Annotated in this window: 20 protein-coding genes and 2 pseudogenes; 11 read left to right on the top strand and 11 right to left on the bottom strand. The window is 71.6% G+C overall.

The annotated features are described in order from the left end of the window. Positions 1–28: 28 nt before the first annotated feature. The 8 genes from ABZ833_RS11805 to ABZ833_RS11840 all read right to left on the bottom strand — a co-directional run bounded on the left by ABZ833_RS11805 (position 29) and on the right by ABZ833_RS11840 (position 8232). Positions 29–1324, bottom strand: a complete 1296-nt coding sequence (locus ABZ833_RS11805; protein ID WP_361044837.1) for a sulfite oxidase — start codon at positions 1322–1324, stop codon at positions 29–31. Positions 1325–1386: 62 nt separating this feature from the next. Beyond that, positions 1387–1980 carry a sugar kinase gene (locus ABZ833_RS11810; protein WP_361044472.1) on the bottom strand — a complete coding sequence of 198 codons (594 nt, stop codon included), beginning with the start codon at positions 1978–1980 and terminating at the stop codon, positions 1387–1389. A 4-nt stretch (positions 1981–1984) separates the two neighbouring features. Beyond that, positions 1985–3142 (bottom strand): ROK family glucokinase, encoded by a 1158-nt coding sequence (locus ABZ833_RS11815; RefSeq protein WP_249586856.1) that lies wholly within the window; start codon positions 3140–3142, stop codon positions 1985–1987. 212 nt (positions 3143–3354) lie between these two features. Then, the gene (locus ABZ833_RS11820) at positions 3355–4176 is read right to left on the bottom strand and encodes an ATP-binding cassette domain-containing protein (RefSeq protein WP_361044476.1); all 822 of its coding nucleotides are present in this window, start codon (positions 4174–4176) and stop codon (positions 3355–3357) included. Beyond that, complete coding sequence (locus ABZ833_RS11825; RefSeq protein WP_361044478.1) at positions 4173–5234, bottom strand: ABC transporter permease; 1062 nt, start codon at positions 5232–5234, stop codon at positions 4173–4175. Before ABZ833_RS11825 ends, ABZ833_RS11820 begins: the two co-directional genes overlap by 4 nt. After that, positions 5231–6244 carry a sugar ABC transporter substrate-binding protein gene (locus ABZ833_RS11830; protein WP_361044481.1) on the bottom strand — a complete coding sequence of 338 codons (1014 nt, stop codon included), beginning with the start codon at positions 6242–6244 and terminating at the stop codon, positions 5231–5233. Before ABZ833_RS11830 ends, ABZ833_RS11825 begins: the two co-directional genes overlap by 4 nt. A gap of 95 nt (positions 6245–6339) precedes the next feature. Continuing rightward, positions 6340–7341: a sugar ABC transporter substrate-binding protein gene (locus ABZ833_RS11835; RefSeq protein ID WP_361044483.1), complete on the bottom strand. Its 1002-nt coding sequence runs from the start codon at positions 7339–7341 to the stop codon at positions 6340–6342. Positions 7342–7482: 141 nt separating this feature from the next. Then, entirely contained in the window at positions 7483–8232 is a 750-nt protein-coding gene (locus ABZ833_RS11840; protein WP_361044840.1) for a GntR family transcriptional regulator, read from the bottom strand. 127 nt (positions 8233–8359) lie between these two features. On the opposite strand from ABZ833_RS11840, the gene ABZ833_RS11845 reads away from it, so the two are divergent. Further along, positions 8360–9379 carry a Gfo/Idh/MocA family oxidoreductase gene (locus ABZ833_RS11845; protein WP_361044484.1) on the top strand — a complete coding sequence of 340 codons (1020 nt, stop codon included), beginning with the start codon at positions 8360–8362 and terminating at the stop codon, positions 9377–9379. 18 nt (positions 9380–9397) lie between these two features. On the opposite strand, the gene ABZ833_RS11850 is transcribed toward ABZ833_RS11845, so the two are convergent. After that, positions 9398–10069 (bottom strand): response regulator transcription factor, encoded by a 672-nt coding sequence (locus ABZ833_RS11850; RefSeq protein WP_361044485.1) that lies wholly within the window; start codon positions 10067–10069, stop codon positions 9398–9400. A gap of 255 nt (positions 10070–10324) precedes the next feature. Between ABZ833_RS11850 and ABZ833_RS11855 the strand changes: the two are divergent. Then, positions 10325–10477 (top strand): annotated as a pseudogene (locus tag ABZ833_RS11855) (class I SAM-dependent methyltransferase); the annotation flags it as partial. Positions 10478–10662: 185 nt separating this feature from the next. On the opposite strand, the gene ABZ833_RS11860 reads toward ABZ833_RS11855, so the two are convergent. Next, complete coding sequence (locus ABZ833_RS11860; protein WP_361044861.1) at positions 10663–11121, bottom strand: hypothetical protein; 459 nt, start codon at positions 11119–11121, stop codon at positions 10663–10665. A 178-nt stretch (positions 11122–11299) separates the two neighbouring features. After that, a complete protein-coding gene (locus ABZ833_RS11865; protein WP_361044487.1) occupies positions 11300–12226 on the bottom strand; it encodes an LLM class F420-dependent oxidoreductase in 927 nt (308 codons plus the stop codon). A 157-nt stretch (positions 12227–12383) separates the two neighbouring features. On the opposite strand from ABZ833_RS11865, the gene ABZ833_RS11870 reads away from it, so the two are divergent. The 9 genes and pseudogenes from ABZ833_RS11870 to ABZ833_RS11910 all read left to right on the top strand — a co-directional run. Further along, positions 12384–12575: an FDLD family class I lanthipeptide gene (locus ABZ833_RS11870; protein WP_361044490.1), complete on the top strand. Its 192-nt coding sequence runs from the start codon at positions 12384–12386 to the stop codon at positions 12573–12575. A 130-nt stretch (positions 12576–12705) separates the two neighbouring features. Further along, positions 12706–14133: a lanthionine synthetase C family protein gene (locus tag ABZ833_RS11875; protein ID WP_361044492.1), complete on the top strand. Its 1428-nt coding sequence runs from the start codon at positions 12706–12708 to the stop codon at positions 14131–14133. A 55-nt stretch (positions 14134–14188) separates the two neighbouring features. Next, positions 14189–17494 (top strand): lantibiotic dehydratase, encoded by a 3306-nt coding sequence (locus tag ABZ833_RS11880; RefSeq protein WP_361044494.1) that lies wholly within the window; start codon positions 14189–14191, stop codon positions 17492–17494. Next, entirely contained in the window at positions 17491–18384 is an 894-nt protein-coding gene (locus ABZ833_RS11885) for a phytanoyl-CoA dioxygenase family protein (RefSeq protein ID WP_361044497.1), read from the top strand. Before ABZ833_RS11880 ends, ABZ833_RS11885 begins: the two co-directional genes overlap by 4 nt. Then, the gene (locus ABZ833_RS11890; RefSeq protein ID WP_361044500.1) at positions 18381–19337 is read left to right on the top strand and encodes a phytanoyl-CoA dioxygenase family protein; all 957 of its coding nucleotides are present in this window, start codon (positions 18381–18383) and stop codon (positions 19335–19337) included. Before ABZ833_RS11885 ends, ABZ833_RS11890 begins: the two co-directional genes overlap by 4 nt. Continuing rightward, positions 19334–20338 carry an NAD-dependent epimerase/dehydratase family protein gene (locus ABZ833_RS11895; protein ID WP_361044502.1) on the top strand — a complete coding sequence of 335 codons (1005 nt, stop codon included), beginning with the start codon at positions 19334–19336 and terminating at the stop codon, positions 20336–20338. Before ABZ833_RS11890 ends, ABZ833_RS11895 begins: the two co-directional genes overlap by 4 nt. 57 nt (positions 20339–20395) lie before the next feature. After that, positions 20396–22378 carry an ABC transporter ATP-binding protein gene (locus ABZ833_RS11900; protein WP_361044504.1) on the top strand — a complete coding sequence of 661 codons (1983 nt, stop codon included), beginning with the start codon at positions 20396–20398 and terminating at the stop codon, positions 22376–22378. 21 nt (positions 22379–22399) lie between these two features. Continuing rightward, the gene (locus ABZ833_RS11905) at positions 22400–23026 is read left to right on the top strand and encodes a hypothetical protein (protein WP_361044507.1); all 627 of its coding nucleotides are present in this window, start codon (positions 22400–22402) and stop codon (positions 23024–23026) included. Then, positions 23016–23489 (top strand): annotated as a pseudogene (locus ABZ833_RS11910) (alpha/beta fold hydrolase); the annotation flags it as partial. The gene ABZ833_RS11905 and the pseudogene ABZ833_RS11910, both read left to right, overlap by 11 nt. Between the last annotated feature and the right edge of the window lie 63 nt (positions 23490–23552).

Genomic DNA, 23552 nt, shown 5'->3' on the forward strand with positions numbered 1-23552 from the left:
CCCTCCCTCCCCCGAGGCCGCCCCTTCCTCACACCACCGTCACCGCATGCCGCACCACCGCATCGAACAGATACCCCTGCGTGTTGTGCACCGTCGTCTCCGGCTGGGTGCGGCCCGTGGTGTCCGTGGCGCGGGCCAGGAGTGTCGTCGGGCCCGGGGTCCTGGGGTGCCACGGGGTGGTCCAGCGGGTCCATGTGGCGCGGTGGGGTGTGTCCTTGAGGCGGGCGCGGTGCCATGTCGCGCCCTCGTCCGTGCTGATGTCCACGCGGGTGATCGCGCCCGTCGCCGACCACGAGCGGCCGGTCAGGTGGTGGGTCGTGGCCGCGTCGACGCTTGCGTTCCAGGGGAGTTCGAAGGCTGACTTCAGGGTTTGGTGGGTGAGCGGGGCGCTGCCCTCCGGCGGGTACGTCTCGCCGAACAGGCGGTAGAACTGCGTGTTCCAGGGGGAGAAGAGGGGCTTCGACGAGACCTCGATGTCGCCCACCCATTTGATCGACGCGATGCCCACCCACGCCGGGACCAGGACCCTCACCGGGTAGCCGTGGTCCGCGGGGAGCGGGGCGCCGTTCATCTCGTACGCCAGGATGACGTCGTCCATCGCCTTGGAGAGCGGGAGCGGGCGGCGGACCCTGCCCAGGTTCGTGCCGTCGTCCGTGACGTAGTCCGCGTCGAGTCCGCTCGGCATCACGTCCACCGCGTGGCGCGACACGCCTGCCCGGCGCAGGACTTCGGAGAGGCGTACGCCGCGCCAGTGGGCGTTGCCGATCGCTCCCAGGGTCCAGGCCGTGCCCGAGGCCGACTGACCCTGCTGGGTCGTGAAGAGGCTTCTGCCGTTGCCCGCGCATTCGACGAAGGCGGTGCGTGAGGTCGACGGGAGGCGTATGAGGTCCGCGAGCGTGAACTCCCGCTCCCCGCCCCGCAGTCCGTCGCCCCAGATCCTCAGCGTCCAGGTCTTCGCGTCCAGGCGTGGCGTCGCCGTGTGGTTGCGGACAAAGAAGTGGGACGCGGGGGTGAGGTGGCCCGTCTGCGCCAGCGCATCGAACTTCGTCTCCGCGTTCGTGCCGCGGATCGTGAAGCGGTCCTCGGGGAGCGGCTTCACAATGGCGGCGGTCGCGGTGGCGGCCGCCGCCTGTGCTCGGGGGGCTCCCAGCGTCATCGGCAGGGCGGTCGCCGCCCCGGCCGCCACCCCCGCCGCCGCGAGGAGCCGCAGCATGTCCCTGCGTGCCACCCCGTCCGCCCGTGCCTCCCCCGCGAGCCACTGGGCGCGGCGGCGTCTGTCGTACTCCTCTTCGGATGACCCGTCGGACGTCTCTGTGGAGATCATGGGCGTCATGGGCGCCATCGTATGAGCCGCCCCTTGGACAACTCACCGATGAAACACGCCAGTTACGGGGTTGTCGTAGACACTACATACACCATGGGGTGCTTCGGGTTGCCCCGGTTCACCACCACGTCCAGGGTCGGCGCCGGGTCCTTCTTCACGTGGGTGAGGCCCAGCCAGGGGCCCGGGTCCGTGAACTCCCAGCCGACGACCTTGCGGTCGCGCTTGCTGATCGTGATGTCGTTCTTCTTCAGCGTCTTGGTGCTCGAACCGATCTGCTTGAGGAACTTGTCCAGGCCCTCGTTGCTCGTCAGGAACTGGGCGTAGAGCCGGCTGGTGCGCCAGTTGTTCGTCTCGTAGTAGGCGACTTCCCTGGAGTAGCGCGGGATCGGCACGTCGTAGAGACGGCGCTGCACCTTGGAGGGCCAGCCCGCGGTGAGGCCGGTCGCGGAGTACTTGGCCTCCTTGTCGCGGCCGCTGTTGCGGCTCTGGTTCGCGGAGATCACCAGATAGCCGGCCGGTACGCCGATCAGGAGCACGATGATCGTGGCCGTCAGCCAGCGGCGGCGGATCATGTGGCGGCGGCCCTCGCGGGGGCCGCCACCCCCGTCGGCGGGATCCGGGGAGTCCGGGGACGAGGGTTGGCGGGGCACGGTCATCTGTTTACTGGGTTCCCTGAGAGGTGCGGTCGTTGGTGCGGCGCGCTTCCGCGTAGCGCTCGTAGCGTTCGTGGCGCTCCACCCGGCGGCGGTTCGCCCGGCGGAAGCGGCGTGCCACCAGGCGCGCCAGGTCGGCGGCGCCCACCATGCCCGCCTCGGGGCCGAGCTGGGCGCGGGCGATACGGGCCTCGGGGCGGTAGCCGCGACCGGTCAGCTGGCGGCGGAAGGCGTCGCGGGCCGGGCCGATCAGGAGGTCGTCGGCGGCCGAGACGCCGCCGCCGATCACGAAGCAGGACGGGTCGAGGGCCGCCGCGAGGTTCGCGATGCCGACGCCCAGCCACTGGCCGATGTCCTGGAGGAGCTCGACGCACATCGCGTCGCCGTCGCGGGCCAGCTCCGTGATCAGGGGGCCCGTGATGTCGGGGATGTTGCCCTTGACCCGCTCGATGATCCCGTACGCGACCGGGGAGTCGGCGGCGGCGAGCTCGCGGGCCTCCCTGACCAGCGCGTTGCCGGAGCTGTACTGCTCCCAGCAGCCGCGGTTGCCGCACGGGCAGCGGTGGCCGCCGGGGACCACCTGCATGTGGCCGAACTCCCCGGCGACGCCGAACTTGCCGCGCTTGACCTGGCCGTCCTCCAGGATCGCGCCGCCGATGCCGGTGCCGAGCGTGATCATGACCAGGTGGTCCTCGCCGCGGGCCGCGCCGAAGCGCCACTCCGCCCACGCGGCGGTGTTCGCGTCGTTGTCGACGAGCACGGGGACCGCGAGGCGGCCGGAGATGCGGTCGCGGAGGGGTTCGTTGCGCCAGGACAGGTGCGGGGCGAACAGGACGCGGTTGCGGTCCGCGTCGACCCAGCCCGCCGCGCCGATGCCCACCGCGTGCACGTCGTGCCGGTCGGAGAGGTCCAGGACCAGCTCGACGATGGTGTCCTCGACGACCTTGGGGCTCTTGGACTTGTCCGGGGTCTCCGTGCGGAGCGTCTCCAGGATGTTGCCGTCGGCGTCGACGACTCCCGCCATCACCTTCGTGCCGCCGATGTCGATGCCGACGGTGGGGACGCGGGGCGCCGTCAGATGGGATCGGCGCTCACGCGTGCCCACGGTCCGCAGAACGGTGGCTCGGGCGGAGCCGCGGTGCGCGAGGTCGCGGTAGGTGCTCATTGCGGCGATTCTGCCATTGTGCTGCCGCTGTGGCTCACCGGTGTCCCGTGGCCCGGCGAAGCTGCCGCCGGTTCTGTCTTCGGCTGCGGGCCCGTCGTGGCTGATCGCGCAGTTCCCCGCGCCCCTGACGGGCGCGCCCCGCGGCGGAGCCGCTAATGACACAGCCCCGCGCCCCTTACGGGGCTTTTCCGCACGCCCCTGAGGGGGCGCCGTCAGCGCTTCTCCAGTTCGTGACGGAGGTCGTCCAGTTCGGAGCCGCCCGCCATCTGGCGGGTCAGCTCGTCCAGGGTGATCTCGTCGCGGGCGTAGCTGCCGAACATCGTGCCGCGCTTCAGGAGGACGAAACGGTTGCCGACCAGGTACGCGTGGTGCGGGTTGTGGGTGATCAAGACCACTCCGAGGCCCGCGTCCCGCGCGGCGGCCACGTACTTCAGGACGACACCGGACTGCTTGACGCCGAGCGCCGCCGTCGGCTCGTCCAGGACCAGGACCTTGGCGCCGAAGTAGACGGCGCGCGCGATCGCCACGCACTGGCGCTCGCCGCCCGACAGGGTGCCGATGGGCTGGTCGACGTCGCGCAGGTCGATGCCCATGCGGAGCAGCTCCGCGCGGGTCGTCGCGCGCATCAGGTCGACGTCAAGGCGCTTGAAGGGCCCGACGCCCTTCGTCGGCTCGGAGCCGAGGAAGAAGTTGCGCCAGACCGGCATCAGCGGGACCACGGCGAGGTCCTGGTAGACCGTGGCGATGCCGCGGTCCAGGGCCTCGCGCGGCGAGCCGAGCTTCGCGTCCTCACCCTCGATGCGGAACTCTCCCGCGTCGTGCCGGTGCAGACCCGCGATGATCTTGATGAGGGTCGACTTGCCCGCGCCGTTGTCGCCGAGGACGCAGGAGATCTCGCCCGCGTGGACCTCCAGGGAGACGCCTTCGAGGGCGCGGATGTTGCCGTAGTACTTGCTGACGTCGTCGAGCTCGACGAGCGGGGTGCGGTCCGGCTCCGGCACCGCGTCGGTGACGTCGGTCGTCTCGGTGGTCACTTCGTCGCCTCCGCGCGCTTGCGGACCCAGTGGTTGAGCAGGGTCGCCAGGAGCAGCATCACTCCGAGGAAGAACTTGAACCAGTCCGGGTTCCACTCGGCGAACACGATGCCCTTGCTGACCATGCCGAAGATGAGGGCACCCACGGCCGCGCCGACCGCGGAGCCGTATCCGCCGGTGATCAGACAGCCGCCGATGACGGCCGCGATGATGTAGATCAGTTCGTTGCCGACGCCCTCGCCCGACTGGACGACGTCGTACGAGAAGAGCAGGTGCTGGCCCGAGATCCAGGCGCCGAAGGCGACGCCCATGTAGAGGCCGATCTTGGTCGCCGCGACCGGGACGCCGACCGCGCGGGCCGCGTCCTCGCCGCCGCCGACCGCGAAGATCCAGTTGCCGACGCGGGTGCGGAGCAGGATCCAGGTGGCGACCGCGATCAGGCCGAGCCACCACAGGATCGTGATCTTGAAGTCGACGCCGCCGATGGTGAGCGTCGAGGCGAAGACGTCCTTGGCGGAGGCGAAGCCCTCCATGTCGGCGATCGACTTCGTGGAGACCGTGCCGCTGATCAGCTTGGTGAAGCCGAGGTTCATGCCGGTCAGCATCAGGAACGTACCGAGCGTGATGATGAAGCTCGGCGGGTCGGTGCGCGTCAGCATCACGCCGTTGAAGACGCCGACCCCGAGGGTGGCGACGAGCGAGACGAGGACGCCGACCCAGACGTTGGCCGTCATCTGGTAGCTGAACATCGACGAGATCAGCGCGGAGGTCGTCACCATGACGCCCGCCGACAGGTCGAACTCGCCGCCGATCATGAGCAGCGCCACCGGCACGGCCATGATGCCGAGCGTCGACGCCGCGTAGAGCACCGTGGCGAGGCTGTTGGTCTGCAGGAAGCTGTCCGCCGCGATCGAGAAGAAGACGAAGACGGCGACGGCGCCGACGACGGAGCCGAGCTCGGGGCGGCCCATCAGCTTCTTCAGCGGCGACGCCTTCAGGAGGCGCTCGTCCGTCTTCGTGTCCGGCGAAGGCGCCGGTGCGGGTGCGGTCGCTGTCATCGCGTCCCTCGCTTCGCGTATTCCTCCAGCTTGGCGGCCTGGTCCTTGGTGATGATCTGCGGTCCTGTGAGGACCGGCTTGCCGCCGCCGAGCACGTCGTCGTTGTACTTGTAGAGCCAGAGCAGGTCGACGGCCTCGTAGCCCTGGAGGTAGGGCTGCTGGTCGACGGCGAAGCCGAGCGTGCCGTCCTTCAGTCCCGCCGCGACCTTCTCGTTCAGGTCGAAGGTGTCGACCTCGGCCTTGCTGCCCGCGCTGTCCGCGGCCTTCACCGCGGTGTCCGCGAAGGGCGCGCCGAGCGTGACGACCGAGTCGATGGACTTGTCGGACTGGAGCCTGGCCTCGATGGAGGACTGCACGTCGGGCATGTTCGTGCCGGTCACATACAAGTTCTGCATCTTGCCGTCGAAGGTCTTCTTGGCGCCTTCGCAGCGCTGCTCGTGGCCGACGTTGCCCTGCTCGTGCAGGATGCAGAGCGCCTTCTTCTTGCCGCGCTTGTTGAGCTCGTCGCCGACGGCCTCGCCCGCGATCGTCTCGTCCTGACCGATGTGGGTGAGCGCGCCGAACGCCTTGGACTCGGCGGAGCCGGAGTTCACCGTGATCACCGGGATGCCGGCCTTCTTGGCGCGGGCCAGGGCGCCCTTCATCGCGGCGGGCTTGGCGAGGCTGACGATGATGCCGTCGACCTTCTTGTCGATGTACGAGTCCACGAGCTGGGCCTGCTGCTGGGCCTCGGCATTGTGGGAGTAGAGGAACTTGATGTTGTCCTTGCGGGCCGCCTGCTCGGCGCCTTCCTGGACGATGTCCCAGAACGTGTCGCCGTCACCCGAGTGGGTCACCATGCCGAACGTCCAGTTCGGCGTGTTCACCGCGGCCTTGCCCTGTGCCGTTGCCGCCTTGCGTGCGTCCTCGGCGCGCTTGCCACCGGTGCTGCTGCACCCCGCGAGGGATACCCCGAGCACCGCGACCAGCACGGCGCCCACCGCACGTACCCCTGTCTGAACCCTTGCCACGACGCCGTGCCCTTCTAGCTCTGCTCCTCGGTGAGGCCGGTCCGGATCCCCGGCCCCAGCGGCCCAAGTATCGACCACGCGGATCACGCATGTGTTCATCGGGTACCGCGGGCGGTGTACTTCTCCAGCTTCGGCACGTCCTTCTCGGTGACGATGGCGGGTCCGGTCAGGACGGGCTTGCCGCCGCCCAGGACGTTCGCGTTGGTCTTGTAGAGCCACAGTTCGTCGATGGCGAGATAGCCCTGGAGGTAGGGCTGCTGGTCGACGGCGAAGCCGACCTCCTTGGCCTTGAGCCGCTTGACGACCTCGGCGTTCAGGTCGAACGTGGCGACCTCGGCCTTGCTGCCGGAGTCCTCCTTGGCCTTCACCGAGAGCGCGGCGATGGGCGCGCCGAGCGTGACGACCGCGTCGATGTCCTTGGTCGCCTGGAGTTTCGCACTGATGGAGGACTGGGCGTTCGGCGCGTTGGTGCCCTCGACGTTGAGATTCTCGACCGAGCCCTTGAGGGTCTTCTTGACGCCGGCGCAGCGCTGCTCCAGGGAGACGTTGCCCTGTTCGTGGATGACGCAGAGCACCTTCTTCTTGCCCCGCTCGGTCAGCTCGTCGCCGACGGCCTCGCCCGCCACGGACTCGTCCTGACCGATGTGGCTCAGCGCGCCGAAGTCGGCGGAGAACTCGCCGCCGGAGTTGATCGTGACGACCGGTATCCCCGCGGCCTGAGCCTTGCCGAGGACCGCCTTCATCGCCTCGGGCTTGGCCAGGGTCACGACGATGCCGTCGACCTTCTTGTCGATCGCCGACTGGACGAGCTCGGCCTGCCCCTTGGCCTCTTTGTCGTTGGAGTAGAGGAAATCGACGTTGTCCTTGCGGGCCGCCTGCTTGGCGCCGCTCTGGACGATGTCCCAGAAGGTGTCGCCCTCGCCTGAGTGCGTGACCATCGCGATCTTGAGGCTTGGCGTGTTCACACCTTTGCCGCCTCCGCCGCCGTCGCCCGACTTGTCCTCGTCGTCCTTGCCGCCGGAACCGCTGCACCCGGCCGCGAGCGCGATCACCGCGGTGAGAGCCGCTGCCGTGCGGGCTGTGCGGGCCGTACGCATGGGGCTACGCCTGGGGGTACGCATGGGGGACCACCTCTTCTCCCGGCCGCCCGAGTGCGGCTGGGGGAGTTCTAGCGGCGGGCGCGCGGCAGCGTCAATGGCTTTGTCAGAACATTCTGACGACTGTGAGCGACTTGGGACCTACGGCCGTACGAGGAGCTGGAACTCGAAGGAGTAGCGCGAGGCCCGGTAGATGTGCGAGCCGAACTCGACCGCGCGGCCGGTGTCGTCGAAGGTCGTGCGCTGCATCGTGAGCAGCGGGGCCCCCACGGGCTCGCCGAGCCGCTCGCCCTCGCCGGCGGTGGCGGCGCGGGCGCCCACGGACTGGCGCGCGCTGTGCAGGGTGATGCCCGCGGCGCGCATCAGGCGGTAGAGGCCGGTGGCCTCCAGGCGTGGGGTGTCGAGGTCGAGCAGCCCCGACGGGATGTGGTTGCGCAGGTACGCCATGGGCTCGCCGTGGGCCAGGCGGAGCCGCTCGACCAGGTGCACCTCGTCGCCCTCCGCGACCCCGAGGGCTGCGGCCACCTCGGCGGACGCGGGCTCGACGGTGTTGCGCAGGACGCGGGTCTCGGGGCGCTGGCCCGCCGCCTCCAGGTCGTCGTAGAGGCTGCTGAGTTCGAGGGGGCGCTTGACCTGGCTGTGCACGACCTGGGTGCCGATGCCCCTGCGGCGCACGAGCAGCCCCTTGTCGACGAGCGACTGGATGGCCTGGCGGACGGTCGGCCGGGACAGGCCGAGGCGCCCCGCCAGCTCGATCTCGTTGCCGAGCAGGGTGCCCGGGGTCAGGGCGCCGCGCTCGATCGCCGCCTCCAGCTGCTGGGACAGCTGGAAGTACAGCGGGACCGGGCTGCTGCGGTCGACGCCGAGCTGGAGGGAGACGGTGGGGTCCACGGCTGGTTTGGCGGCTGATTTGGACACGCTGTGAGCGTAGTCGCAGGGAATGATGACGGGAAGTTCGGAAGTTCTGTTGTCCGGACAAAGGATTGACAGGATCGCGGGGCGTCGCGAGGGTGGGTCCATGCGCATCGGACTGATCGGAACGGGCCGTATCGGCACATTTCACTCTGCGGCTCTTCAGCGGCATCCCGAGGTGGAGGCGCTGGTCGTCGCCGACGCGGACACCGGCCGGGCGGCCGGGCTCGCGGCGCGGATCGGCGCGGCCTCCGCGGCCTCGGTGGACGACGTCTTCACGGGGCTCGGCCGGTCGGGTGCCGTGGACGCGGTGGTGATCACCGCGGCGACCTCCGCGCACGCCGAGCTGATCGGCAAGGCGGCGCGGGCGGGACTTCCGGTCTTCTGCGAGAAGCCCATCGCCCTCGACCTGCCCGGCACGCTCGCCGCGCTCCAGGAGGTCGAGTCCGCGGGCACGGTGCTCCAGCTGGGCTTCCAGCGGCGGTTCGACGCGGGGTACGAGGCGGCACGCGAGGCCGTGCGGTCGGGGCGGCTCGGGCGGCTGCACACGGTCCGCGCGATGACCTCGGACCCGGCGCCGCCGCCGGCCGCGTATCTCCCGCTCTCCGGCGGCCTCTACCGCGACTGCCTGGTCCACGACTTCGACATGCTGCGCTGGGTGACGGGCCGTGAGGTGACCGAGGTGTACGCGACCGGGTCGGACGCCGGGCCCGCGATGTTCCGCGAGGCGGACGACGTCGACACGGCCGCGGCGGTCCTCACCCTCGACGACGGCACACTCGCCACGGCGACGGCCACGCGGTGCAACGGCGCGGGCTATGACGTACGGATGGAACTGGCGGGGGAGGACGACCAGATCGCGGTCGGCTTCGACGACCGCATGCCCCTGTCGTCCGTGGAACCCTCGGGACCGCCGCCGCCCGACAAGCCGTGGCCCGGCTTCCTCGAACGGTTCACGCCCGCGTACGAGGCGGAGCTAGCGGCGTTCGTGGACGTCGTACGGGGAGAACGGCCGAACCCCTGCGACGGCCGGGAGGCGCTTGAGGCGCTGCGGATCGCGGAGGCGTGCGAACTGTCCCGGCGGGAAAGGCGGTTGGTGCGCCTTGAGGAGATCGCCGGGCGCTGATCCCCTGGCTCCCGGGGGCTACTCCACGCCGTCGAGCAGCCCCGCGTCATGCGCCAACAGCGCGATCTGCACGCGGTTGTTGAGGTCCAGCTTCGTCAGGACGCGGGAAACGTGGGCCTTGACGGTGGCCACGCTCAGGTAGAGCTCCGCCGCGATGTCCGCGTTCGAGGCGCCCCTGCCGACCGCGACCGCCACTTCCCGCTCCCGCTCCCCCAGCAGCGCGAGCCGCTCCAACGCCCGCTCGCGGCGGCCCTGTTGGGGGTCCACCTCGGTCACCTGGGTGATCAACTGCTGCGTCACGGAGGGGGACAGCACCGGCTCCCCCGCGGCGACCGCGCGTACCGCCGCGACGATCTCGGCGGGCGGGGTGTCCTTGAGGACGAACCCGGCCGCCCCGGCCCGCAGGGCCCGCAGGACCTGCTCGTCGGCGTGGAAAGTGGTGAGGACGATGACCTCGGGGGCGTCCGGGCGCTTGCGCAGGGCCTCCGTCGCCGCGAGGCCGTCCACCGTGGGCATGCGGATGTCCATCAGGACGACGTCGGGGCGCAGCTCGGCGATCAGCGGGGCGACGTAGGAGCCGTCCGCCGCCTCGCCGACGATCTCGATGTCGTCCGCGCCGCCCATCATGAAGGACAGGCCTGCGCGGACCAGCGGGTCGTCGTCGACGAGAAGCACGCGGATGGGGTTCATGGGCCCACAGTAACGAGATCCCGGGCGGCCGATCACGCCTGCGGTCCGGTGCGGGGCCGGCCTGCGGCCGGCGTGCGTCCGGGCCCGCGGTAGGGGTCGGAACAGCACCCCCTACGAGTGCCGCTACACCTGGAGAGCGAGCGGCGGGCGCCGACCGCCGCGGGTGACTCCTTCCGGCAGGGCGAACTCCTGGACGCACGCCCTGATGACGGGAGAGCCGCGTCCGGCGAGCGGGCTCCGTGGGACATCGGCGTGATGCAGCCCGCCGTGGTGGAGCGGGACCGCGAGGGCACCGTCCGCAGTGAAGTCCTCGACGCGGGCTGCGGATCCGGCGAGGACGCCGCGTTCCGCGCCTCACGGGGGTACCGGGTCACCGGCGTCGACTCCTCGCCCGAGGCGATCGGCCGGGGGCACCGGACCTCATGCTCGGGCGCGGCCCGGACGTCGGTCTCGACGTCGCCGACCACACCGAACTCCGGCGCCACGACGGCTGGTTGGCGACCTTCACCGACCGCCCTGTTCCACGGCCTGGACGAGGAGGAGCGACCCCGCCATCTGCCGACGCCTACGTACGACCCCGCGGTGCGCGGCGCTCAGCCCGCGGCGTCCGCGCCGCACTCCTTCTGGCTCCCCACGGGCGGCGCGGCGTCCAGGACCCAGCGGTCGTCGCTGCGGACAGCGGACCACGCGGTGCACACCGTGCCCTTGCCACGGGCGTCCGCGGTGACGGTGATCACCGGGGCCCCGCCGCCCTGGGACACGGTGGCGCGGATCCGGCGCGGATCGGCGTCGCCGAGGCGGTCCACGTAGTTCTTGGCGTAGTCGTCGCCCGCGCTGTCGGAGTCGACGAGACGGCCGAACTCCCCGTCGTCGCGGTCGGTCAGGGCCTGTCGCACCGCGGAGCTCAGTCCGTCCAGCGTGGCTTCGCCGTCCGGCTCCTCACTGGCGATCGAGACGATGACCGTCGTCATCCAGGCGGCAAGGAGGGCCGCGCCGATCAGCAGGATCAGGGAGGACGGCCGCTTCAGCCAGGGCTGCCGCGTCTCGGTCATGTACGTCCCATTTCCACACTCAAGAGGGGCATTTGCACCCGCGACAGTACCATCGGCGGATTCACGCCTGAGCGGAGTGGCAGCGGCATGGGAGGCAGCATGGAACGGCGCCTTCCGTCCGGTGGGGGAACCGGACGGAAGGCGCCGCGGGCACGCCGGCCGCAGGGGGAACGACCGGTCAACTGCCCCGCAATTTCTCGATGATGGGGGCGAACGTCTCGATGTAGGGCTGGTGGACCGTGATGTAGGAGAAGCCGTACTTCTCGCGGTTGGTCACCAGCTGTTCGGCGATCTCTTCGACGGTGCCGATGAGCAGGTAGGGGGTCTCCAGGGCGTCCTCGACGCTGATGCCCATGCCGAGCTGGGTCAGCAGCTTCTCCGCCGTGGCACGCCGGTCGTTGGTCACCTCCACTGCGTGCGCCAGCATGTGCCACTCCAGGTCGGGGAGCCGGTCTCCCGAGTGTTCCTGGACGAAGCGCACGCGGTCGGCGGCCTCCGCCGCGGACCCGAGGCGGCATGCTCCCGCGGGTTTCCCGGGCAGTTGATGGACGCCGGAGATGCTGACGATGTCGGCGTGTTCGGCTGCGATGCGCAGCACCCGGTCGCCGACACCGCCGATGAGCAGCGGCGGCCCCGTGCGGTGGAATCCGCGTCGCTGCACGGCACGTGACTCGCCACGCGCCTCGGGCGGCGCGCCGACCTCCGTCGTGAAGTGCCGTTCCAGCTCGGTGACGGTGGTCTCCAGCCGCTCGGCACGGACGCCGATCGGGTCCCAGGGGATGCCGGCCTCGTCGAACTGCCAGCGCATGTGGCTCGCGCCGAGGCCCACTTCCAGACGGCCGCCGGTCAGCAGGTCGGTGCTCAGGATCTCGCGGGAGAGCAGCGCCGGATTCCAGAACGAGGTGTTCAGGACCAGCGTGCCGACGCGCAGCCGCTCGGTGGCGTCCGCGGCGGCGACCAGAGCGGGGAAAGGCGCCAGCATTCCCAGGTGATCGGCCGCCAGAACTACGTCATAGCCGTACTCCTCACTTTCCCGGCACTTCTGGGCGAAGGCTTCTCGGGAATCCGCCTGGCAGATGTTGAAGGAAAACCGGAATCCGCGCATGGCGATGAGGCTGACAGGCGCCCCGCGCCCTGGCTACCCCAGTAGAACCCCCTTCGGAATAGGGGCATCCCCTTGTTCAACATAGGGGTTTCGGCCTTTGAGCGGGGTCTCTAGCGTCACTGACCGTCCTGCCTCAATCGACTTGGAGGCTCAACCGATGACAACCCAGCAATTGATCGACATACCCCTGGACGAATTCGATCTGGATATCCGGGTCGACGTCCCGGAGGCCGGAGCGGAGGACACCGACCCGATGGCCTGGTGGTGCACCCACCGCTACAGCTGTCGCTGGACCAAGTGCTGCTCCGGTGAGCTCATGCAGAACATGCCCACCGAGTACTGGAACTAGCAGCCGCACCGGGAGCGACCGTTTGCTCCCGCCGGAATGACTCCGCTCGACGGAGACCGGCGGCTGGGACGTGCCGCGGTCCATCAGCGGCTCGTCCCAGCTCTGGCACCGACCGCACGTAAGGATGCCCATGCCATCGCCGTCGCGCGCACACCCCCCTACGGTCCAGCAGAGCCCCGATGACACCGGTAGCCCGGCCGTCCCCTCGTGGCGGCCGGCACTGTCCGGCGCCCTCCAGGAGCGGGCCATCGCCTGCGCGAGGGCCGTCGGCCTGCGGCTCGCGGACCAGGAGCGGGTGCACGCCGCGGCGGCCGAAGCCACCCGCCGCTCCCACCGGTTCGAGTTCGCGGGGCCCTCGCTGGCCTGCGGTTTCCCAAGCATCGCCATGGTGCTCCTGCACCTCACGCGCGCGCTGCCCGGCGAGGGCTGGGAGCAGCGCCTGCACACCGCCCTCGGGCTCTCCGCGCGCTCGACCGCGCAGAGCCCGCTGCACGGCCCGGGTCTGTACGGCGGCACGAGCGGCCTCGCCCTGGTGCTCGCCGGGGCGGCCGAGACCGAGCCGCGGTACGCGCCGTCGGCGGGCAAGGTGCACGCCGCGCTCCTGGGTCAAGTGACGGCAGGGCCATGGGCGTTGAAGGATGCCGAACCCCGCGGGACGTACACGAAGGATCATCTGTACGACGTCGTCACCGGCGCCTCCGGTGTCCTCGGCGCGCTCCTCGCCACCGGCGCCGAGGACGCGGCGAGCCAGGAGGCGACCGAGCTCCTGATCCGCTACCTGACCGGTGTCGCCGACGCCGGGGGGAACGGCACCGGGCGGCTGCTCTCCCCCGCCGACGCCGTCGACCCCGCGCTCCTGGAGGAGTGCCCGCAGGGCTACTTCGACCTCGGGACCGCCCACGGCGCCGCGGGACCGCTGGCCGCCCTCGCGCTCGCCTGCCGTGCGGGGTACCGCGTCCCCGGCCAGCTCCAGGCCGTGCGGGCGCTGACGGACTGGCTCGTGGACCACCGCGTACAAGATCCGTGGGGCGTCAACTGGCCCAACCACATGGGCCTGCACGACCCGCCGGGGCGGGGCGCGGCCATCGACAGGCCGCCGTCACGTGCGGGCTGGTGCTACGGCGCGCCGGGCATCGCCATGGCGCTGTGGCACGCGGGGCACGCCCTGGACGCGCCCGAGCCGAGGCGGCTCGCCGTCGAGGCCGTTCAGAGCGTGCTGCGCCGCCCGGCCGCCGAGCGGCACATCCCCTCGCCGTCGCTCTGCCACGGCGTGGCGGGGCTGTTGACGGTGTGCCTGCGGCTGGCCCAGGAGGAGCCCGGCTCCCCTGGGCCGGACGCCCCCAACTCCCTGATCCAGGAGCACATTCCCGTCCTGACCGAGCAGATCCTCGGCCTCTTCGACCCCGAGGCACCCCTGTGCTTCCGCGACGAGGAGCAGCCCGGCGTGTTCGTCGACGACCCGGGGTTCCTCACCGGCGCCGCCGGCGTGGCGCTGGCCCTGCTCGCCGCGGCCACCCCGGTCGCCCCGTCCTGGGACCGGGCGCTGCTGATGTCGTGACCGGGCGGGCGGCGCGGTGGACCCATGTAGACCGAAAGGCAGGAATCACGTACCCATGAGCCGGCACGACAAGGGCACACCTCCTCCCCCGTCCCCCTCCGGGTCCGGTGCCACCTATGAACCCGCGGGCTTCTTCCTGCTGCGCGCGCCCGCACTGCCCATGGGCTCCTTCGACCTGCTGACGGCACCCGCCGACGACGTACCCGAGGGCCCGGGGGGCGCGGACCTGGAGCCGGCCCTGCGCGACGCGGGCAACCGGACCCGGGCGCTGCTGCGCAAGTACGCGTCCGACGCGGAGGTCAGGCAGGCGCTCGCGGTCGCGAGCCCGCCGCTGCTCGCCGCCGTGGACTCCCTTGACGCGGACGGTACTTCGGAGCGGCGGACCGAGCGCACCTACCGGAGCCTGCTGCGCTATCTGACGCGGATGAGCACCCGCGCCACGCCCTTCGGCCTCTTCGCGGGCGTCGCCGCCGGCCGCTTCACGGACACCGCGCGGGAGGAGACGGGTGCGGCCGGGGCCGCGCTGCGGCTGGGCCTGCCCGTGACCGGGACCGTCCGGACAAGGCCCGACATGAACTGGCTGATGGCGCTCGTGGAACAGGTCGAGCGCGACGCCGGTTCGCCGGACCTCCTCGGCGTCGTCGCCAACCCCACGGCCCATGTCGCCGGGGACCGTCTGGTCCTGCCGGTCGCCGACATCTACGGCACGCGCGACACACGCTCCATCACGCTGCGCGCCACCTCGGTCGTCCTGGAGGTGCTGCGCCGGGCCGGAAGCCCGCTGCCGTACGCGGATCTCCGTGCCGGTCTGGTCCGCGATCTGCCGCAGGCGAGCGAGGCACAGATCGACGCGCTGCTGCGGAAGTTGTGGGCCAACAGGTTCCTGATGAGTGACCTGCGGCCCGCGCTGAGCGACCCCCGGGCGGCCGAGACGTTCGCCGAGCTGCTGCCGGACGGCCCCAGCACCGCGCCCCTGCGTGCCGCGCTCGGCACCGCCCTCGACCTCGCCGGGCGCACGCACCTCGCCGAGCCCGCCGAGCGCGAGCGCCTCTTCGCCGAGCTGCACCACCACCAGAGCGGGATCCACGAGTCGAGCGCACCGCCCTTCCAGGTCGACATGGCACTCAACACCGTGGGCGACCGTCTCCCGCACGGTGTCGGGGACGCCGCGGCCGACGCCGCCGACACGCTTCTGCGCCTCGGGCTCTTCCCCAACGGCTTCCAGCATCTGCGCGGCTACCACGACGACTTCGCGCAGCGCTACGGCGAGGACGCGCAGGTCCCGCTGCTCGAACTCCTCGGCACCGAGTCCGGCCTCGGACCACCCGCGACCTACACCGAGCCGCTCCCCGACCCCCCGCGCCAGGCACCGCCCGCCCCCCTGAACCCGCACCGCGACGTCGCCCTGTGCGGCCTGGTGTCCGAGGCGCTGCGCACCGGCGCCCAGGAGGTCGAGCTCACCGACGACCTCCTCGACACACTCTCCACCTGGCGACCGGAGACCGGACCGCGGTCCCCCGAAGTCCTCGACGTGTACCTGCAGTTGCAGGCAGCCGACGCCGAGGCGCTGGAGGGGGACGACTGGCGGGCGGTGCTCTGCCCGACGCCGCTCGCGGACGGCGGCCGCACGTTCGGCCGGTTCACCGATGTGCTGCCGCCGGGGGTGACCGGGGCGCTGCGGCACTGCGCGCGCCTGGAGGAGGCCGCGCGGCCGGACGCCGTCTTCGCCGAGCTGAGCTATCTGCCCCTGGTACGGCGGGCCGCCAACGTCGTCGTCCACCCGGAACTGCGCGACCACGAGATCGTGGTGAACGCTTCGGCCTCGGTCCCCGACGACCGCACGATCGCCCTCTCCGACCTGATGGTGGGCGTGCACGACGGCCACTTCTACGTCTGTTCGCAGCGCCTCGGCAAGGAGGTCGTGGTCGGGCAGAGCCATCTCCTGACCGATCTCCAGGCGCCCAACGTCTGCCGGTTCCTCCTGGAGATCGGGCAGGACAGGCATCCGCTGCTCGCGGCCTTCCACTGGGGCCCGTACAAGAGCGCGCCGTTCCTGCCGCGCCTGGTGCGGGGCAAGGTCGTCATCAGCCCGGCGCAGTGGATCCTCCAGCACGGCTCGGTGACTCCCACGGGCCCCGGGGACGACAGCACCCGCTGGTTCCGGGGCGTCCAGGAGTGGCGTGCGCGCTGGCGGGTGCCCCGCTGGGTCCACCTGGTCGAGTTCGACAACCGGCTGCTGCTCGATCTGCGGCACCCCATGTGCGTGGCCGAACTGATCACCGCGCTGCGCAAGACCAAGGCCCCCGGCCGCCTCGCCGTGCAGGAGGCGCTGCCCGGCCACGGCGACCACTGGCTGCGGGACACCGGGGGCAGGGCGTACACGTCGGAGGTCGTCGTGCCGGTGACGCGGCGCGCGCGGGCCGATACGCCGCCGCGCCCCGGTGCGGACGAGCCGCTGCCGGTACGGCTCGCGCGTCATCCGGCGCGTCCGCCGGCCGCCGAGCAGCTGCGCAGGCTGCCCGGCGACGACTGGGTGTACCTCAAGCTCTACACGTCCGCCAAGCGGCAGGACGAGGCCGTCGCGGGGCCGCTCGCACCGTTCGTGGCGGCGCTGCGCTCCGACGGGCTGCTCGCCGACTGGTTCTTCATGCGCTTCGCCGACCCCGAACCGCACCTGCGGGTGCGGCTGTTGGCCACCGACGCGCAGCGCGGCGGGGAACTCCTGGCGAGGACCGCCGCGTGGGCGGGCGAGCTGGTGCGCTCCGGGCTCGCCTGGAAGTTCGGCTTCGACACGTACTTCCCCGAGGTGTGGCGGTACGGCGGCCCGGCGGCCATGACCGCCATGGAGCGGGCCTTCGGGACCGACAGCGAGACCGCCCAGGCCGTGCTCGCCGCGCGGCAGGCCGGGGCGCTGCGCCTGGACCCGGCGGTGACGACCGCGTACTGCCTGGACCGCCTCGCACAGGCCTGGGGGCTCGGCTTCGACGAGCGGCTCGCCTTCATCCGGGCCCGCTCCGACAAGGACGAGTTCAGCGAGGCGTTCAAGCCGCACCGCTCCGAACTCTGCGAGCTGCTGCGCCCCTGGCGGCGGCCCGCCGACGACCCGCAGCGCCGCGTCCTGCTCGCCATGACCGAGCCATACACCCAACTCGCCGACACCGCGAAGGAATTGACCGAGCTGCACCGCGAGGGATCGCTCTGGCAGGACCCGCGGGAGATCCTCGCCAGCCTGATCCACATGCACGTCAACCGGGTGTGCGGCATCGGCCCCAGCCGTGAGCGGAAGATCTACGCGTTCTGGCGCAAGGCCCTGGACGCCCTGGAACAGCGACCCGACCGCACAGAGGTGACATCACGATGAGCGACACCGAACTGGCCGACCGCGTACGGGCGTTCCGCGAGGACGGCTATGTGGTCCTGCCCGGGGTCTTCGGCACGGACGAGGTCGCCGCGTTCCGGCGCCTGTACGACGAGGGCGCCGACGACTGGCAGTTCGTGCACGGCCGCGAGGATCCCCCGCTGATCGTCGGCCATCTCGTGGAGCGCAACCCGCGGGTGGCACTCGGCGCCGTCACCCGCCCCGCCCTGCTGGACCTGGCGGAGGCCGTGATGGGCCCGGCCGTGCAGCTGGACAGCACCGTCCTGTTCAGCGCCGACGCCGAGGACCCGGAGGCGAAGGGGCGGCCCGTGCACTGGCACCGGGACCGGTTCGGGTACTTCCCGAACGGCTCGTACATGAAGCCGCTCCTTGTCATCTGCTTCGCGTACCTGCAGGAGATGACCATCGAGTACGGCCCGCTGCGGGTCATCCCCGGCTCCCACCGCACCCCGGTGAACATCCCCGAGGACCGCCTGGAGGAGCCGCACGAGGACGAGGTGCTGCTGCACACCACGCCGGGGGACGTCGTCCTCATCCACCACAACCTGCTGCACTCCGGCACGCACAGCGTGAGCGAGGACCGACGCCAGTTCCTCGGCATCGGCTACAACACCTCGGCCATGCGCCACGACGAGTCCTACGCCGGACCCAACGTCCGGGCGATCGTCGCGACCGCGCGCCGGACACGGGACCGGCGGATGCTGCGCCTCTTCGGCGAGGACGAGATGTTCGACCGGCGGCAGAACGCGGGCTTCACCACGCCCGAGCAGACGGCGTGGGAGGCGTGGCGGCGTGCCGATGAGGAGCACGCCGGCGAATCCACCGATGCACGTGCCCGGGTGGCACAGGCGCGAAGGAGGTTCTCGGAATGACGAACGACCAGCAAGGAACGGACAGCCAGCGGTATCTGACGAAGGAACAGATCGACTTCTTCCACACGTTCGGCTATCTCGTCCTGCCGCAGCTCCTCGACGAGGACGAGATGACCCGGCTCTCCGCCGAGGTCGAGCGGTGCCACGCCGACGCCTTCGGCTATCTGGCGGGCGAACGGCCCGAGGGCCAGGGGCTGCCCTCGTACCTGCTGCCGATGATGAGCACGGAACGGACCCCGCTCAGCCTCGAACTGATGGAGGACAAGCGGTTCTACGGCGTCGCCGACGACCTGGTCGGGGCCCGCGCGCTGCCCACCTTCGCGGAGAGCATCCTGCTGTTCACGCAGACGCCGCTGCACCGCGACTGCATGCCAGGCATGCACGGGGTCACCTTCGCGGTCTACCTGGAGCCGCTCACCGCGGACACCGGCGCGCTGCGCTTCCTGCCCGGATCCCACCACGCCGACTTCTCGGCCGCCTCCGACGTGTGGAAGAAGACGTACGGCATCTGGGCGGACGAGTGGGGCGAGAAGGCCGTCCGCAAGCAGGTGTCGGAGCTGCCGCTCGACGTGGCCGAGACCCGGCGCGGCGACGTCATCGTCTTCGACTGGCAGGTGTGGCACGCCAGCATCAACGGCGTCGACCGCCTCCAGTGGTCGGTGAGTTACGCCAACGAGCCGACGACCGACGAGGAGGAGACGGCGTTCAGTCGCTTCTTCCACAGCGCGGGCTCGGTCGACCCGGACGCCGCCTACGACACGACGGCCTACCCCCGCTACGACGAGCGGTGGGTGGAGAAGGCCGTGCGCGACCCGAAGATGGCCCCGGTCATCGCCAGGATGCGGGAGCTGGCCATGATCGGCAGCCCGGACGACGGCGTGCACGGAGTCTCCGGCGGTCCGGTGTCCGGCGGCCCGTCGTCCGGGGCGAGCGCCCCGCAGGCCCCCGCGTGAGGCTCCTGGTGCTCGGCGGCACGGGTTTCCTGGGCCGCCACATCGTCGAGCGTGCCGTGCTCGGCGGCTGGCACGTCACCACGTTCAACCGGGGTCTGACCGGGGCCGACCATCCGGCGGCCGAGGCGCTGCGCGGCGACCGGGAGGCCGTGGACGGCCTGGCCGCGCTCGCCTCCGGCCGCTGGGACGCCGTGATCGACACCAGCGGCCATGTCCCCGCGTCCGTCGCCCGGTCGGCGCGGCTCGTCGCCGACCGGGCGGGTACGTATCTGTACGTCTCTTCGCTCGCCGCGCTGCCCTGGCCCGCCGAGCCCGCGTCCGACGAACTGGAGCCGCGGGAGTGCCCGTTGGGGGCGGGAATGGAGGACACCGGGTACGGGACGCTGAAGGCGGGCTGCGAGCGGGCGGTGCGCGCGGCCTTCGGCGACCGGGCCCTTGTCGTGCGGCCCGGCATCATCACCGGGCCGCACGACGACGCCGGTCCGGTGCGCGGCTGGCTGCTCCGGGCCGCCCGCGGGGGCCGGGTCCTCATGGGCGGCGACCCCGGTGATCCGGTGCAGCTGCTCGACTGCCGCGATGTGGCGTCCTGGCTGCTCGCCTGCGCGCGGGAGGGCAGGACCGGAAGCCTCAACGCCGCGGGCCCGGTGGGGTGTTCGACGCGGGGCGGGCTCATGGACGCCTGCATGGCCGTCACCGGGGCGGGCGCCGAACCGGTGTGGGCCGACGACCGCTTTCTGACCGCCGCCGGGGTGCGCCCCTGGCTCGACCTGCCGCTGTGGACGCCGCACGACACCCCTGGCTTCGACCACCTCTGGACGGTGGACGCGGGCGCCGCGTACGCCGCGGGCCTCTCCTGCCGGCCGCTGGGCGAGACGGTCGAGGACACCTGGGCCGAGCTGCGCGACACCGCGGGGGGCGAGGCGGAGGCGGGTTCCCTGCCCGCCGCACGGGAGAGCGCGCTCATCGACGACTGGCTCGCCCGGCGGGTTTCAGCGCCGTAGACCGCCGTAGACCGCCGTAGACAACGGGAGTTCACACCACGGCAGGAAGGGAGAAGCATGCGGATCAGGCTGTCGCGCCGCTCCGACCGGAGCGGACGGAACGCCGGACAGCAGGGTGCGCGGGACGCCACCGCGCCCAGCACCCCGGAACTCGCCAAGGAACCCTGGGAGATGAACGAGGCGAACCTCTTCTCCGCGGGGTTCTGGGCCATGGCAAGCGGCCTGCCCGCGCTGATCGGGCACGTGCTCCGGCTCGCCTGGCGGACCAGCCGGTTCGACACGTCGGCGGCCATCGTCCTCAACGCCGTGTCGGGCGGCTTCCTCTCACTCGGCCTGCTGGCCACGACCTCGGTGATGCAGTCCCTGTTCACCGAGGGCCCCACCCCGGACCGGGTGCGCGACGCGCTTCCCTCGCTGCTGCTCGTGGCGCTCGCCCTCGCGCTGCGGTCCGGGTTCCAGGCGGCGGCCGCGTGGGCCCAGGCCCGGCTCATCCCCCGCATCGAGCGGGCGGTCGAGCTGCGGCTCATCGAGCTGACCACAGAGGTGGACCTGGCGTCGTACGACGACGCGCGGTTCCACGACAGCCTGCAGCGGGCCCGTGAGCGCGGAACGGCGAACGCGCCCGTCACCGCCCGCGCCACCCTTGAGGTGTTCAGCAACCTGGTCGGGCTCGCCGCCGTCGCCGTCACGCTGGGCGTACTGCACCCGGTACTGCTCCCCCTGCTGCTCATCACGGCCGCGCCCGACTGGTGGGCGGCCGTGCGCTCGGCCCGGATGCGCTATCGCGCGCTGTGGGACCTGATCGCGAGCCGCCGCCGCAAATGGATCATGTTCGAGCTGATGACGGACCGCCGGTCGGCCGCCGACGTGCGGTCGTTCACCATGCGGGACTTCCTGCTGCGGCAGTACGACCGGGTGGCCACGGTCGAGCGCGACGTGCAGATCGACCTCGCCCGCAAGGAGACCGGGGTGCGCCTGGCAGGCGACGCCATGAGCGGGGTGGCCACCGGCGCGACGTATGCGGCGCTCGGTCTGCTGCTCGGCGTCGGCGCGATCCCGCTGGAGGTCGCGGGCGCGGCGGTGCTGGCCATCCGCAGCGGCAAGGAGTCCCTGCACCTGCTGGTGCAGGAGATGAACAGGCTCTACACCGAAGGCCTCTACTTCTGCGACTACCTCGACTTCTGCACCGAGGCCGAGCGGGTCCTCACCCTGTCCGAGAAACGCGCGGCGCCCTCGTCGTTCGAGCGGATCACCGTGCGGGACGTGACGTTCAGCTATCCCGGCGCGTCGACGCCCGCCCTCTCGCGTACGTCCATCGAGATCGCCAAGGGTGAGGTCATCGCCCTCGTCGGGGAGAACGGCTCGGGCAAGACCACCCTGGCCAAGATCCTCGCGGGTCTGTACACACCGGACAGCGGGGCGGTGCTCTGGGACGACACGTCGCTCGCCGACGCCGACCGCTCCCAACTGTGGGAGCACATCGCGGTCGTGGCGCAGAACCCCACCAACTGGCCGCTCACGGCCCGCGAGAACATCGCGATGGGCGACGGCGGCGAGGAACGGCGGACGCGCGGCGCGGCGGCCGAATCGGGCGCGGACCAGTTCATCGACCGGCTCCCGCAGGCCTACGACACGCTCCTGGACAAGCGCTTCGCGAACGGCCGCGAGCTGTCCGGCGGGCAGTGGCAGCGCCTGGCCGCCGCCCGCGGCTTCTACCGCGACGCACGGCTGCTGATCTGCGACGAGCCGAGCGCGGCCCTGGACGCACGGGCCGAGCACGAGCTGTTCCGCGCGATCGGCGGCCACGCCGAGGACCGCACGGTCGTACTGATCACCCATCGCCTGGCCAACGTGCGCTACGCGGACCGCATCTACGTCCTGGCCGACGGCCGGGTCACCGCGAGCGGCACGCACGAGGAGCTGATGGCGTCCGACGGCCTGTACGCCGACCTCTACAACCTCCAGGCGGAGGCGTACCGCACGGACCAGCCGGGCACCCACCCGCTCGCACCGCCGCGATCAAGCACCCCCGTCGTCTAGCCACAGGAGACCGATTCCGTCATGTCAAGGCCGACAAGCCCGGCCGCCGCGGTGCCCTGGGTCGCCCTCTGGGAGGGCGAGTCCCGGCTGGAACCGGTGCGCGTCGATCCGGTCAGCGGTGCCGTCCGCTACGCGCACGAGGAGCCCGAGGACCGCGACGACCACGGCGTCCTGTGGATGCGCCACCTCGGTCCGCGCGGCGAGGGCCGCCCCCTCTTCTCCCAGACGCACGCCCGCCGCCAGCGGGAGTGCATGTTCCGCACGCTCTGCCAGGTCTGCGGCGAGCGGATGGCGCCGAAGGACGGCCGCCTGCCGTGGCTGCTGCCCGCCGCCGAGTACGGCAGCCGCCGCAAGCGCCTGCACACCACCGGCACGCCACCCACCTGCCGCTCCTGCTGGGCGGTCGCCGCCGAGCACTGCCCGCATCTGCGGGAGGGCGGCGCCATGGCCCTGGAGGTCGGGCATGTCGCGCGGTGGGGCGTTGCCGGGCTCCACCATCCGCCGGGCGGCGGGGAGGCGCGGTGGACCGGGTGCGGTTACGAGGGCAGCGCACCGGAGGCCCTCGCCGGGATGCTGGCGGAGACACAGTTGGTCGTCCTGAGCGACCTGCGGGAAGTCCCGCTGACCGGAAAGGGCGGTGCGCCGTGAGCGGTGGACGGGCAAGCGACTGGATACGGCGCTTCAAGCCGGCGGAGCAGGGGCACCGTGCCGACTGGTCTGCTTCCCGCACGCGGGCGGTTCCGCCAGCTGCTTCCACGGCCTCACGCAGCTCCTCGCCCCGGACGTCGACGTCCTCGCGGTGCAGTACCCGGGCCGCCAGGACCGGAGCGCGGAGCAGTCCCTGGAGAGCGTCACCGACCTGGCCGACCAGGCGTATCAGGCCCTGAAGCCCTGGACCGACGTGCCGTTGGCGCTCTTCGGCCACAGTATGGGCGCGGTCGTGGCGTTCGAGGTGGCGCTGCGGCTCGCCTCCGACGGCACCGTGCCGCTGAGGCTCTTCGCCTCGGGGCGCCGGGCCCCCTCCCGATTCCGCGAGGAGAGCGTGCATCTGCGGGACGACGACGGTCTGCTGCGCGAAGGGGCGAGCCCCGCCGGAACCCACAGCGCGCTGCTCGCCGACCCGGACGTACGCCGGATGATCCTGCCCTCGCTCCGCGCCGACCACCGGGCCCCA

Source organism: Streptomyces sp. NPDC047525, assembly GCF_040643025.1.
In the GTDB taxonomy this organism is placed as follows: domain Bacteria; phylum Actinomycetota; class Actinomycetes; order Streptomycetales; family Streptomycetaceae; genus Streptomyces; species Streptomyces durmitorensis.